This is a genomic window from Lentzea sp. NPDC051838, from assembly GCF_040681245.1.
GTDB lineage: Bacteria > Actinomycetota > Actinomycetes > Mycobacteriales > Pseudonocardiaceae > Lentzea.
Genome location: NZ_JBFAYI010000002.1, coordinates 177047 through 189389, shown reverse-complemented (window position 1 = coordinate 189389; position 12343 = coordinate 177047). Strand labels below are relative to the sequence as shown.

14 protein-coding genes and 1 pseudogene are annotated in these 12343 nt (G+C 69.0%); 5 read left to right on the top strand and 10 right to left on the bottom strand.

Annotated features, from left to right (window positions below; all coding sequences use genetic code 11):
* Positions 1-2 precede the first annotated feature (2 nt).
* Entirely contained in the window at positions 3-497 is a 495-nt protein-coding gene (mug, locus tag AB0M24_RS06855; RefSeq protein ID WP_363761968.1) for a G/U mismatch-specific DNA glycosylase, read from the bottom strand.
* Between the two features lie 37 nt (positions 498-534).
* On the opposite strand from mug, the gene AB0M24_RS06850 reads away from it, so the two are divergent.
* Entirely contained in the window at positions 535-786 is a 252-nt protein-coding gene (locus tag AB0M24_RS06850) for a hypothetical protein (protein WP_363761966.1), read from the top strand.
* Positions 783-1232 carry an HAD domain-containing protein gene (locus AB0M24_RS06845; RefSeq protein ID WP_363761964.1) on the top strand — a complete coding sequence of 150 codons (450 nt, stop codon included), beginning with the start codon at positions 783-785 and terminating at the stop codon, positions 1230-1232. The genes AB0M24_RS06850 and AB0M24_RS06845 overlap by 4 nt, the downstream gene beginning before the upstream one ends.
* A gap of 265 nt (positions 1233-1497) precedes the next feature.
* On the opposite strand, the gene AB0M24_RS06840 is transcribed toward AB0M24_RS06845, so the two are convergent.
* The 3 genes from AB0M24_RS06840 to AB0M24_RS06830 form a co-directional block, all read right to left on the bottom strand.
* Entirely contained in the window at positions 1498-1809 is a 312-nt protein-coding gene (locus tag AB0M24_RS06840) for a hypothetical protein (RefSeq protein WP_363761962.1), read from the bottom strand.
* A gap of 11 nt (positions 1810-1820) precedes the next feature.
* Entirely contained in the window at positions 1821-2276 is a 456-nt protein-coding gene (locus AB0M24_RS06835) for a hypothetical protein (protein ID WP_363761960.1), read from the bottom strand.
* Between the two features lie 74 nt (positions 2277-2350).
* The gene (locus AB0M24_RS06830) at positions 2351-4066 is read right to left on the bottom strand and encodes a 5'-nucleotidase C-terminal domain-containing protein (protein WP_363761958.1); all 1716 of its coding nucleotides are present in this window, start codon (positions 4064-4066) and stop codon (positions 2351-2353) included.
* A 90-nt stretch (positions 4067-4156) separates the two neighbouring features.
* Here AB0M24_RS06830 and AB0M24_RS06825 point away from each other — a divergent pair, with 90 nt between their 5' ends.
* Together AB0M24_RS06825 and AB0M24_RS06820 are read left to right on the top strand one after the other, a co-directional pair.
* A complete protein-coding gene (locus AB0M24_RS06825) occupies positions 4157-4882 on the top strand; it encodes a response regulator transcription factor (RefSeq protein ID WP_363761956.1) in 726 nt (241 codons plus the stop codon).
* The gene (locus AB0M24_RS06820) at positions 4860-6209 is read left to right on the top strand and encodes a HAMP domain-containing sensor histidine kinase (RefSeq protein ID WP_363761954.1); all 1350 of its coding nucleotides are present in this window, start codon (positions 4860-4862) and stop codon (positions 6207-6209) included. The genes AB0M24_RS06825 and AB0M24_RS06820 overlap by 23 nt, the downstream gene beginning before the upstream one ends.
* 183 nt (positions 6210-6392) lie before the next feature.
* Here AB0M24_RS06820 and AB0M24_RS06815 read toward each other — a convergent pair.
* The 4 genes and pseudogenes from AB0M24_RS06815 to aspS all read right to left on the bottom strand — a co-directional run.
* Positions 6393-6932 (bottom strand): annotated as a pseudogene (locus tag AB0M24_RS06815) (SGNH/GDSL hydrolase family protein); the annotation flags it as partial.
* 59 nt (positions 6933-6991) lie between these two features.
* Positions 6992-8164: a hypothetical protein gene (locus tag AB0M24_RS06810; protein WP_363761952.1), complete on the bottom strand. Its 1173-nt coding sequence runs from the start codon at positions 8162-8164 to the stop codon at positions 6992-6994.
* Between the two features lie 102 nt (positions 8165-8266).
* Entirely contained in the window at positions 8267-9208 is a 942-nt protein-coding gene (locus AB0M24_RS06805; RefSeq protein ID WP_363761950.1) for a DUF389 domain-containing protein, read from the bottom strand.
* Positions 9209-9312: 104 nt separating this feature from the next.
* The gene (gene aspS, locus AB0M24_RS06800) at positions 9313-11109 is read right to left on the bottom strand and encodes an aspartate--tRNA ligase (RefSeq protein ID WP_363761948.1); all 1797 of its coding nucleotides are present in this window, start codon (positions 11107-11109) and stop codon (positions 9313-9315) included.
* 176 nt (positions 11110-11285) lie between these two features.
* Between aspS and AB0M24_RS06795 the strand changes: the two genes are divergently transcribed.
* Positions 11286-11573, top strand: coding sequence for a hypothetical protein (locus AB0M24_RS06795; RefSeq protein WP_363761946.1), 288 nt, complete (start codon positions 11286-11288; stop codon positions 11571-11573).
* On the opposite strand, the gene AB0M24_RS06790 is transcribed toward AB0M24_RS06795, so the two are convergent.
* Complete coding sequence (locus AB0M24_RS06790; protein WP_363761944.1) at positions 11550-11897, bottom strand: hypothetical protein; 348 nt, start codon at positions 11895-11897, stop codon at positions 11550-11552. The genes AB0M24_RS06795 and AB0M24_RS06790 overlap by 24 nt on opposite strands.
* Positions 11882-12334, bottom strand: coding sequence for a hypothetical protein (locus AB0M24_RS06785; RefSeq protein WP_363761942.1), 453 nt, complete (start codon positions 12332-12334; stop codon positions 11882-11884). The genes AB0M24_RS06790 and AB0M24_RS06785 overlap by 16 nt, the downstream gene beginning before the upstream one ends.
* Positions 12335-12343: the final 9 nt, after the last annotated feature.

Below are 12343 nucleotides of genomic sequence, written 5' to 3'. Positions count from 1 at the left end.
GTTCACAGACTCGATTTGAGACGTGCGAACTCCTCGGCGAGCGCGGGCAGCTGCCAGTGCGCGTTCAACCCGCTCGGATTGGGCAGGATCCACACCCGCACCCCGCCCACCAGGTCCGCCTGGGGCCCGACCTGCGCCTTCTTGCGCCCGAACGCCGCCCGGTACACCGTCACGCCGAGCACCGCGAGAACCTTCGGTGAATACCGCTCGACCTTTTCGGTGAGCTCCACGGCTCCGGCCTTCATTTCGTCAATTGTTAATTCGTCGGCTTTGGCGGACGCCCTCGCGACGACGTTCGTGATGCCGAGGTTCAGCTCCAGCAGCTGCGCCTGCTCGGCGGGCGCGAACTGCCGCGGCGTGAAACCGGACAAATGCAGGGCGGGCCAGAACCGGTTTCCGGGCCGGGCGAAGTGGTGACCGGTCGCCTCCGACACGAGGCCGGGGTTGATGCCGCAGAAGAGCACGTCGAGCCCGGGCTTGATCACGTCGGAAATCACTCGCCGAGCCTACGAGACGCGGCCTACCGTGCCCGCCATGGCCGACCTGTCGCTCACCTGGACCGTGCGGGCGGGCAGGGCGGACATCCGGATCGCCGACCAGCACCGCGAGATCCCGGTCGTCACCGAGGCCCAGGCCCAGGTGGACTTCGAGGCGGAACCAGCCGTCCACCGCTGGCACTTCCACCGCAAGGCCGAGTACGAACGCGAGTGGCGCAGGCCGTTCCCCCGTTTCGAACTGGAAGGCCTGCGCACCGCTTGGCGCACCTACGAGGCGACGGTGCGGTGACCGGACTTCCGCTGCTGTTCCTCGACGTCGACGGCCCCCTGCTCCCGTTCGGCGACGGCGTCCCCGGCGCCCCAGGCCTCGCTCGCCTCGACCCGATGCACGGCCCGTGGCTCCAAGCGCTGCCGAGCGAGCTCGTCTGGGCCACCACGTGGATGGACGAGGCGAACGAACACATCGCACCGTTGCTCGGCCTGCCACCGCTACGAGTGGCCACGTGGACGGACGACGAGCCGCACGACGGCCTGCACTGGAAGACCCGCGGCCTGGTGACACTCGCGGGGACCAGACCGTTCGCCTGGGTCGACGACGAGATCACCGGCAGGGACCGCGCCTGGGTCGCCGAGCACCACCCCAAAGCCCTGCTGCACAAGGTCGACCCGCGCCACGGCCTGACCGACGCCGACTACCTAGAACTCGACGCCTGGCTCCGGCGAGCTGGTGCCTGATCGAGAACCCGAGAACGACCCCCGCCGCCACCACGACGTGTCCTGGCGCGAGGTCCGCCGGCGACGCCGGAGGTCCACGAGCTCTTCAGGCCCAGCTGGGACCGTTCGACCGCCGCGTCGGACATACCGTGGTCGCGCAGCACCTGACGCACCGCGCCGACGGCTTCGCTGGCCGCGGCGAACGAGTCGGACGGGCTCTGATCGGTCCGGCTGACGTCGAACCTCACTCGGACCACACCGGAAACGGCCGCCTGTCCCCGGATTTCTAGGTGGTGGCGGGAACTCGGGGCCGCGGGGTCCACATCGTGTAGCCCGCCCGGCGCGCGTCCTCCGGCGAATGGAAGAACGCGTCGCCCTTCATCCGCTTGTAGTACGGCGACTCCGGGGTGTGGAACATCATCGTCCGCGAGTTGGCCTTGATCGCGGGCGCCGGCACCACCGGCTCCTCCATGATCGACAACCGCGTCTCGGCAACAGGTTCGGCAGCTCGCGAGCGCATGGTCAGCCACGTGAGCAGCACGCCCGCCAGGAAGGCGCCCGCGCACAGCAGGAACATCTGGATGAAGAACCCGAACAACGCAAGAGCTCCTAGTCCGAAGTGAAGTCCTCGTCGACGCGCAGGCCCGTGGCGGCCGCGCGCAGGGCGTCGCTCAGCAGGCCCGCGCGCTCGGGGTCCGCGACTCGCGCCGACGCGGTCAGGTGTCCTTTGTGGACGACGCCGGTGAACTCCGAGACGCCGTGGTCGAGCACCACCCCGAGCAGGCCTGCCGCGACACCTGGCGACACCGGCATCCGTTCGCCCGCGTTGGGCGTGATCATGTCGGTGATGCGGTAGGAGTCGGTCAGGCCGCGCACGGCGTCCACCACGTCCTGCCGCTCGGCGGCCGAACCGGCGGTACCGGCCAGCACGATCTCGGACGACCGCACCGCGAACACGAGATGACCGGCCGCGATCTCGACCTCGGGACGGAACACCGTGCCCACCGAGGCGAGCAGCATCGGCACGACTAGAGCGCCGACGAAGACGCGCTGCGGTAACTGCACGCGCCTGACCTATCTCATTCGGCCGACTCCATGCCACCACCTGGAGCAGAACCCCCAGGACAACACGCCCGAATTCACTCGTTCGTGGAAACGATCACGGGCGAACCAGAGGCCACGAGCCGCCAATCGGACCGCACGAACGCCGCCGGATCGAGCACACCCGCTGCCTTCACCCACTCGATCAGCAACTGCCGGATCTCCTGCTGCTGGTTGTGCAGCACGGGCGCCGAGGCGATGTGCGGGAAGTCGCCACCGCCGGCCTGCCGGTAGTTGTTCACCGCCACCGCGAACTCGAACGAGTCCAGCACCGGCACGCCGTCGTACGCCAGCCCGACGATCCGCGACCCGACGGGCTGGGCGATGTCGATGTCGTACGTCAACGGCGCCGACAACCCGTACGCGATGTCGAAGTTGTAGTCCGGCACGTCAGCCGACACCTCAGCAGCCTCGAACGGCCCCGCGGAAGAAACCTGCCGGAAGTACCGCGCCGACTCCTCCAGGAAGTCCCGCAGCTGCGCACCGGTCAACCGCACACCGAGCAACGTGTTGTCGAACGGGTACAGCCCGGCAACGTCCCTTATGGACACTTCCCCGCCCGGAATCGCCGCCCCGCGGTTGAAAGGCGCGCACAACGACAACACCGGCAACGAGGTCGACTTCGCGACCTCCAACGCCTGCACGTGGTTGATGAACCCGAGCGCGGGTGTGTCTTCGAACCGAGACCGCGCGGCGGACATCGCCTCGAGGCAGGTACCGATCCGGCCGTTGACGTAGTTCACGACCTTCGCGTGGTCATGGCGCAACAGCCGCACGATTCGCGGGTCCTCGGCGACCGACGAGGACGACAGCACCGACGACTGGGACGACACCACGGACCACCGGCCGTCGAACTCCAGGTCGAACTCCATCACGGACAACCGCTTGCCCCAGTACAGCGGCTCGGTCAGCAGCACCGGCCGCCCGGTCACCTTGTTCAGCACGAACCGCTGCGGAATCTCCACGTGCGCGTGCCCGACCAGCACCGCGTCGATCCCCGGCACCGTCTCCGCGACCAGTTCGGCGCAGTTCTCCGGGAACGGCACCTGATCACCCAGCGACGACGACAGATCCGCACCGGAGTGCGCGGCCACGATCACCAGATCGCACTTGGACCGCACCTCCGGCACCCAGTGCAGCGCCTGCTCGACCAGCCCGGGAAACGTCAGCAGCCCTTCGACCACAGCGCGGTCCCACACCGCGATCCCGGGATTGGTCAGCCCCAGGATCCCGACCCGCAACGGCGGCCCACCCGTCCGCCACACGGTCTTGATCACGTACGGCTGGAACGCCGGCAGACCGGTGGACACGTCGACCGCGTTGGCGGCCAGCAGCGGGAAGTCCAGCTGCCGCTCAAAGGTTCGGAGCACTTCGAGCCCGTAGTTGAACTCGTGGTTCCCCAACGCAGCGGCCGTGTACCCGATCGCGTTCATCGCGGCCGCCATCGGATGCACGTGCGTTCGCGTGATCGGCTCGACCTTCGCGTAGTAGTAGGCCAGCGGCGTGCCCTGGATGGTGTCACCGGCGTCGAGCAGCAACGTCCGATGGCGCCCGACGGCGTCTCGCACCCCAGAGACCAGCGTCGAGATCTTCGCGAGCCCCACGTCGTCGTGCGCGTAGTCGTCGAACTCGCGGTCGCGGTAGTAGTCCCAGTTGAACAGGTTGCCGTGCAGGTCGGTGGACCCCATGACGGTCAGCGTGAACGTGCGCAGGCCGCTCACCTCCGTCAGATCGTCGGGCCTCAAACCGAACATAGCTGCTCACAATTGACGTAACCGCCGATCGCCCGAACGGTGGACGGCTCTCACAGGTGGTACACAGGCTCACCAGCCACCATAGGAGCCATGCGCACGATGAAATCCGAACTCCGACGGCCTGACGGGCAGCCCGTGCGGGTGCTCGTGGTGGACGACGAGTCCACTCTGGCCGAGCTGATGACGATGGCGCTGCGCATGGAGAAATGGGACGTCCGCACCGCGCTCGACGGTTCCACGGCGGTCAAGACCGCGCGTGAGTTCCGGCCGGACGCGGTCGTTCTGGACGTGATGCTGCCGGACTTCGACGGTTTCGAGGTGCTGCGCCGGATGCGTGCGGAGCAGCCGAACCTGCCGGTGCTGTTCCTGACCGCACGCGACGCCGTGGAGGACCGCATCGCCGGCCTCACCGCGGGCGGCGACGACTACGTGACGAAGCCGTTCTCTCTCGAAGAGGTCGTGCTGCGGTTGCGCGCACTCATGCGGCGCACGGGCGTCACGGAGGAGGACGCGGGCGCACGGCTCGTCGTCGGCGATCTCCAGTTGAACGAAGACACCCGAGAAGTCACCCGCGCGGGTGAGCAGATCTCCCTGACCGCCACGGAGTTCGAGCTGCTGCGCTACCTGATGAGCAACCCGCGCCGCGTGCTGAGCAAGGCGCAGATCCTCGACCGCGTCTGGAGCTACGACTTCGGCGGCCAGGCGAACATCGTCGAGCTCTACATCTCCTACCTGCGCAAGAAGATCGACGCCGGCCGCGCACCGATGATCCACACGATGCGGGGCGCGGGCTATGTCCTCAAGCCTTCGGCCTAAAACCCTGCGCGCCAAGCTGATCGTCGGCCAGATCGCGGTCATCGTGGCGTTGTCCGTCGTCACCGGCGTGGTCGCGGTGCTCGCGCTGCACGGCTTCCTGACCCACGACCTCGACCGCCAGATCAGCGAGATCAAGCCGCCGCCGATCGGTGGCCGCGCGCCGGGCCTCAACGCGATGATCAGCGCCGACGGCACAGTGCAGGGCACGATCGAGCTGCCGTACTGGAACCAGCCACGCCCGTTGAACGCTCACGAGACCGAGGAGCTCAAGGAACTCGGCCCCGGCAGCCACACCGTCGACTTCGGCAAGGACGTCGGCTACTTCCGCGTCAACGTCGACCAGACGCGCATCAAGGGCATGCCGTCGGGCCCGGTCGACCGGCTCGTGTGGCAGATGATCTGGCTGCTCGTCGCCCTCACCGCGGCCGGTGTCGCGGCCGCCGCGCTCGTCGGCCAGCGGATCATCCGGCGCAGCCTGATCCCGCTCGACCGCGTCGCCGAGACCGCGACGAGAGTCTCCGAGCTGCCGCTGCACGAAGGCGATGTCGCGCTGGCCGAACGCGTGCCGGACACCGACCCGGACACCGAGGTCGGCAAGGTCGGCCTCGCGCTCAACCGCATGCTCGGTCACGTCGGCGACGCGCTGAAAGCCAGGCACGACAGCGAAACCCGCGTCCGGAGGTTCGTCGCGGACGCCTCGCACGAGCTGCGCACCCCGCTCGCCGCGATCCGCGGTTACGCCGAGCTGACGCGCAGGTCCGAGGAGGAGGTGCCGGACCAGATCGCGCACGCGATGGGCCGCGTCGAGTCCGAGGCCGTGCGGATGACGTCGCTGGTCAACGACATGCTGCTGCTCGCCCGCCTCGACGACGGCCGCCCGTTGGAACGCGAGGAGGTGGATCTGTCGAGGCTCGTGCTGGACGTCGTCGGCGACGCCCGCATCTCCGCACCCCAGCACCTTTGGAAGATCGAACTGCCGGAGGAACCCGTCACCGTCGAGGGCGATGTTCAGCGCCTGCACCAGGTGCTGGGCAACCTGCTCTCCAACGCCCGCACCCACACCCCGCCCGGCACCACGGTCACCACCGGCCTCGCAGTCCACAATGGACGAATCGACCTCACCGTCACCGACGACGGCCCCGGCATCCCGGAGGGCCTGGAGGTGTTCGAACGGTTCGCGCGCGGCGACAGCAGCCGGTCACGCGCCGCCGGCAGCACGGGGCTGGGGCTGTCCATCGTGGCCGCCGTCGTCGGCGCGCATGATGGCGAGGTGTCCGTGCAGAGCGTCCCAGGCAAGACCACGTTCACCGTCTCGCTGCGCGTCTGAGGTCTCCTCGGTCCACAGCAACGGCAACAGGTCCGCGCCCCGCCGGAACAGCCACGGGATGCCCTTCAGCAGCAGCCAGGCGACGTGGTGCCAGACCGTCAGCTCGCGCCCTCCCGAGCACTCCAGGCTGACGTCGCCGATCGTGTGTCCCAGCGCGCGCAGCTCTGAAGCAAACGCTTGAGCGAGCATCCGGTGCCCCAGCTCGGACGGGTGCAGCCGGTCGACGGCCCACGTCTCCAGCTCGTACGCACCCGGCAACGTGTGCAGGTCGACGCACCGCACACCGTGCCGTGCGACCACGACGTCGACGACGCGGTTGTACTCGTCGATGCGTTCCTTGAGCACCCGGCGCAGCTTGCCCGGCAGCTTGAACACGCGGCCCTGGTCGTGGAACCGCACGGTGACGACGGAGACGCCCGCGGCCGTCAGCTCACGGCAGATCGTGTCGAGGTCCTCGTGCATCTGGCGGACGGAGAAGTCGGACCGGAGCGTGTCGTTGACGCCCGCGATGACGACGGCCGCGCTCGGCTCGTCGCGCAGGGCCTGCGGCAGCTGGGTGCGTCTGACGTCGGCCAGCCGCGCGCCGGAGACGGCGTAGTTGCGGTAGCCGTTGCCCGAGGAGTCGTGGCCCGCGTAGGCGGACGCGAGGATCGGGCCGAAGCCGCGCCACCCGCCGGGAACGAGGTCGCCGATCCCGACCGCTGTCGAGTCACCGAGTAACACCAGCACACGACTCAGGATCAGCGTGCCCGGTGATCCGGGAATGACCGTGCGGGAACGGTTCAGCGAAATGCTGGGTAAAGAGGGAGTTCGAGCACCTCAGCGCCGTAGCGGTCGGCCAGTGCGCCGATCACCGAGTCGGCGTGCGACGCGACCGTCTTCTCACCCAGGATCAGCGCGTCGGAGCGGAGCCTGATCCACCGCCCAGTCAGCACGACACTGCGCGGTGGGGCGTTGTCGACGCTCGGCATCGGCTTGGACAGCGCCCGCCACGTCGCGAGCCACACCCACAGCAGCTGGGCTTCGAGCAGGCGCGGTAAGAGGATCGCGTCGTCGTCCATCTCCGGCCACACCGACCCGACCTCGGCGCGCCACGCGGCGACCATGGCCTCGGACATGCCCGGTGGCAGCCCCCACCCGCACCAGCAGGACGGGAACGGCACTCGCAGCGCCGCCGCGTCGAACACGATGTCGCGGACGCACCCGCCCTCGAAGTCGACGAACCGGACACCGCGCGAGGTGACCAGGTGGTTGTCCGGACAGGACGTCGACGGGCTGAACGCACGGCGTCGTGACGTGCTGAAGGATCGGGCGGCCGCGGAGGCGAACTCGCTGGCCTGCGAGGAGGTCTCGATGCCCAGCGTGGCTTCGAGCAACGCGGGTAATCCGGCGATGGCCGCGTGCACGTCGACCGCGATCGGGTCCTGGCAGCACTGCGCACCGGCCCGGCGCATCAACGCGTCGAAGTCCGCATCACGGCCCGCCGTCGTGGCGTGCAGGCGGCCCATGGCGTGGGCCCACGACAGCAGGCCACGTTCGGCAGCGCGCGCGTCCTTCGCGTGCAGCTTCTCGGACAACCTCGGCGCCCGGCCCAGGTCCTCGAGCACGACCAGCCGCGTCGCCCCGTCGTGGGCGAAAAGCTCCGGGGTGGCGCGCTCCTCGGCGGGCAGCGCGGTGAGCAGCTGGTGGCTGACGGCCTCGTGCGCCCACGGGTCGCGGTCGCCCGTTCCCGCCGGATAGCGCTTCACGACCAGCGTGCGGGGCATGGAGAACGGCGAGGAGGCGACTCTGACGCGAATCACGACGGAACGACCGGTACCCCCGAGAGCCTCGGGGTCCGCAAGGCGCACCTGTGCGCCCAAACGCCTGGTCAGTACCCGCTCGGCCGCTTCGACAGCTTCGGCGATCTCAGGTGAAGTCGTGTCGGGAGGGCCCGCGGTGATCTCCACGCTCATCCCCTCCGACCCTACTCCCCATGTCCCTGAGCCGGACCGACGCTAATCCGGCCAGGCTGCGCTTACCACCACTCGTTGATAACGGCTCGCGCTGTTTCCGGATCACCCCTTGGACAGTGGACGTGTGGAAACACCATCCGTTGCCCTGTGCCTGCGGATCAACAGAACGAACGCGGCGGCCGCGACAATACCGATCAAGTTGATACCCAGTTGGGCGACCGCCGGCCCCACTCTGTCCCACACTCCGAGAACCGCGGCCAGTGCCGCGTACCCCGCGGCTGGCACCGTGGTGACGGAGATGAACACCCCGACGAGTGCCGCCGACTTCGCCGACGTCATCGACAGCATGCCCGCCGCGCCCGCCAGCAGTGCGACGATCAGCGAGAACGGTCCGAACTGGTATACGAAATCGACCTGGTGACCGTTCACCAGCGCCGCCTTGTCGAACAGTCCGCCGAGCTCGCCGAACCACGTCAGCACCGACGTGATCACCATCGCGAGCGGAAACCCGATGCCGAGCGCGATCGATGCCCGTTTGACCAGGTCCCACCGCTTCGCCACGAGACCGACCGCGATGGCTGCCAGTGGCCCGAACTCCGGGCCGACCACCATCGCGCCGACGATCGTGACCGGCGAGTTCGTCGCGACGCCCACCGCCGCCAGCAGGCAGGCGATGGTGAGGAACGCCTGGAAGGTGACGCTGGGCCGGGACTCCTCGCCGGACTTCGCGATCAGCTCTTCCCAGACGATCACGTCGGAGCCCTCGCCGGGTGCGAGCTCCTCCGCGCGGTCGGCCGCGTCGGACAGCGAGGTGTCGATCGTCTCGATCGTGACGCCGCCCGTGTGGTCGATGTGCAGGTCGCACAACGCGCCGACGATCTCGTCGACCGCTTCCCGCGCCACGTCGGCGGTGATCAGGTCACCAGCGGGATCGATCGCCGCGCCACGCAGGACCACCAGATGAGTGGCCCCCGCGTGGTCGCGGAGGATCTTCAGCGCGGCTTCGGACTGGTCTGCCGGGCAGACCACGCGGAGTCTGAGCATCAGGCCGCGCCCGGCGAGTCCGCCCGGTGCGGTGCCGCCGCAGCGGCACCACGTCCGGACCTCCCGGCCGCGACTCCGGCCGAACGGCGTGCGTCAGACACGACCTACGCCTTCTCGCCCTTGTCCTGTGCCTTTTCCTGGGGCTTGGCGTCGACGCCGGCTTCCTTGCGCTGCAGCGGCGTGATCGGCGCCGGAGCCGCCGTCAGCGGGTCGTAGCCGCCGCCGGACTTCGGGAACGCGATGACCTCGCGGATCGAGTCGGCCCCCGCGAGCAGCATGCAGAGGCGGTCCCAGCCGAGCGCGATGCCACCGTGGGGCGGCGCGCCGAACTTGAACGCGTCGAGCAGGAAGCCGAACTTCTCCTGCGCCTCCTCGGCACCGATGCCCATGACGTTGAACGCGCGCTGCTGCACGTCCGCGCGGTGGATACGAATCGAGCCACCGCCGAGCTCGTTGCCGTTGAGGATCACGTCGTAGGCGTACGCGAGCGCATTGCCGGGGTCGGTCTCGAAGTTGTCGATCCACTCCGGCGTCGGGCTCGTGAACGCGTGGTGCAGGGCCGTCCAGTTTCCGCCGCCGACCGCGACGTCGCCGGCCTCCAGCTTGTCGACCGACTCGAACATCGGGAAGTCGACGACCCAGCCGAACGCCCAGGCGTTCTCGTCGATCAGGCCGACGCGGTGCGCGATCTCGACGCGAGCCGCACCCAGCAGGGCACGCGCGTCACGCGGGTCGCCCGCGCCGAAGAAGATGCAGTCGCCCGCGGAGGCACCGACGGCCTTGGCGAGACCGTCGCGCTCGGCGTCGGTGAGGTTCTTCGCGACCGGTCCGCCCAGCGTGCCGTCCTCCTGGATCAGCACGTAGGCGAGGCCCTTGTGGCCGCGCTGCTTGGCGAACTCCTGCCACGCGTCGAGCGTGCGGCGCGGCTGGCTCGCACCACCCGGCATGACGACGGCGCCGACGTACGGCGCCTGGAACACGCGGAACGTCGTGTCCTTGAAGTACTCGGTGAGGTCGGTGAGCTCCAGCTCGAACCGCAGGTCCGGCTTGTCCGAGCCGTACTTCGCCATCGCGTCGGCGTAGGAGATGCGGCGGAACGGCACCGGGATGTCGACGCCCTTGGTCTCCTTCCAGATCGCGGCGAGCAGCTTCTCGGTCAGGCCGATCACGTCGTCCTGCTCGACGAAGCTCATCTCGATGTCGAGCTGGGTGAACTCCGGCTGCCTGTCGGCGCGGAAGTCCTCGTCCCGGTAGCAGCGCGCGATCTGGTAGTAGCGCTCCAGGCCACCGACCATGAGCAGCTGCTTGAACAGCTGCGGCGACTGCGGCAGCGCGTACCAGGAGCCCGGACGCAGACGCGCCGGCACCAGGAAGTCGCGGGCGCCTTCGGGCGTGGAGCGGGTCAGGGTCGGCGTCTCGATCTCGACGAACTTCTCGTCGTGCAGGACGGTCCTCGCGATGCGGCTGACCTCGCTGCGCAGCCGGATGGCCTTGGCCGGGCCTTCGCGACGCAGGTCGAGGTAGCGGTGCTTGAGGCGGGCTTCCTCACCCGGCTCGATGTCGCTCTCGACCTGGAACGGCAGCGGCGCGGCCTCGTTGAGCACCTCGAGGTCGCTCACGTAGATCTCGATGGCGCCGGTGGGCAGCTCGGGGTTCTCGCTGCCCTCTGGCCGCTTGCTCACGTCGCCGGTGACCTTGATGACGTACTCGCTGCGCAGCCGGTGCGCGCGCTCGGCCATCTCGCCCTCGCGGAACACGATCTGGGCCACGCCACTCGCGTCACGCAGGTCGATGAAGATGACACCGCCGTGATCCCGCCGGCGAGCGACCCACCCGGTGAGGGTGACGGACTGCCCGGCGTGCTCGGCCCGGAGTGATCCGGCCTCGTGCGTGCGCAACACGGTGGTGGCTCCTTGTAGACGAAGTCAGCTTTGCCGTCAAGGCTAGCTGGGGGCACCGACAGATTTTCACGCAGGGCTTTCGGGAGCGAAGGTGATCTCGGTCGGTTGGGCGCCGCGCACGGTTTCACGCGAGGCTTTCGGCAGCGAAGGTGATCTCCGTTGGCTACCGTCTCCGCATGCGACTTCCCGTGGCCATCTTCGGCATGCTCGTGATGTTCGTCGTGGCCGTGGGCGTGCTGTTCTTCGGCGTTCTGGGCTTCACACCCGTGCAGGCGTGCTCCGGCGTGTGCTTCGCGCCGTTCATGATGTCGACGGTCGGAACCGTCGTCATCGGGCTGTCCGCGACCTTCGCCACGTGGTTCCGCGCGCTGCGAGAGCCGCGGGCTTACTGGCCGTACATCGGTGCTGGGCTGATGGTCGCCCTCTATCTCGTGGCGCTCTCAGTCGCGGAACGCGTCCTCTAGCTTCGCCCAGGCCTCGTGCCAGCCGGCGTCGACCTGCTCGGCGTCCCCGTAGTAGGCGATCCGCGTGACCAGGTCCGCCACCCCCGCCCGTGACGCGGCGTCCAGCGCGGGCATCACCTCGGCGAGGAACGGCAGCACCGCCGTGGCCGCCGGGCACACGAAGCCGCCCTCCTCGTAGATGGTCCGGTCGAGGTCCAGGATCGCCCGCGACACCACCTCGGGATCGTTGGACAGCAACGCCCTCAGGTGGCCGGGCGTGTCCAGCGCGGGACCGTACGCGTGGTCGATCTCGTGCCACGCAACGGTGTTCAGACCTTCCAGCACGCCCTCACCGCCTCGTCTTCCGCAAACGCCTTCCAGCCCGCGTAGCAGGACATCCGCCGTCCGGCCGCGAGCAGGTCTCGCCGGTCCTCCACGATCAGCGGGCAGTGTTCCAGGTGCGTGTCCATCAGGCTGCGCGGCCGGGTGGACCCCGGCGCCAGGGAGCCGCGATCCCACGCGTACAGCGCTGTCAGCAGGTGGAACCGCCGCGAGCCCTCCGCGCCGTCGAGGAGTTCCAGCACGGCGGGCAGGAGCTGTTCCTCGTTGTCCCGCAACGGCACCAGCATCTCGGTCGGAGGCCGCCACCGCGCCAGCAGGTAGCCGATGTCGTCGAGCTCCTCACGCCGATCCAGCACGTCGGCGTGCGTGGCGACCAGGAACTCGGCGTGCCCCGCCCAGTCGTCGTCCTCGATGAACTTCCGCAGAGTCAGCCGCCGCACGGACGCAAG

Excerpts from the sequence above, each read along its gene's own strand:
- AB0M24_RS06850 (WP_363761966.1), top strand. The coding sequence starts at position 535 with ATGGCCGACCTGTCGCTCACCTGGACCGTGCGGGCGGGCAGGGCGGAC.
- AB0M24_RS06830 (WP_363761958.1), bottom strand. The coding sequence starts at position 4,066 with ATGTTCGGTTTGAGGCCCGACGATCTGACGGAGGTGAGCGGCCTGCGC.
- AB0M24_RS06825 (WP_363761956.1), top strand. The coding sequence starts at position 4,157 with ATGCGCACGATGAAATCCGAACTCCGACGGCCTGACGGGCAGCCCGTG.
- AB0M24_RS06820 (WP_363761954.1), top strand. The coding sequence starts at position 4,860 with ATGTCCTCAAGCCTTCGGCCTAAAACCCTGCGCGCCAAGCTGATCGTC.
- AB0M24_RS06810 (WP_363761952.1), bottom strand. The coding sequence starts at position 8,164 with ATGAGCGTGGAGATCACCGCGGGCCCTCCCGACACGACTTCACCTGAG.
- AB0M24_RS06805 (WP_363761950.1), bottom strand. The coding sequence starts at position 9,208 with ATGCTCAGACTCCGCGTGGTCTGCCCGGCAGACCAGTCCGAAGCCGCG.
- AB0M24_RS06795 (WP_363761946.1), top strand. The coding sequence starts at position 11,286 with ATGCGACTTCCCGTGGCCATCTTCGGCATGCTCGTGATGTTCGTCGTG.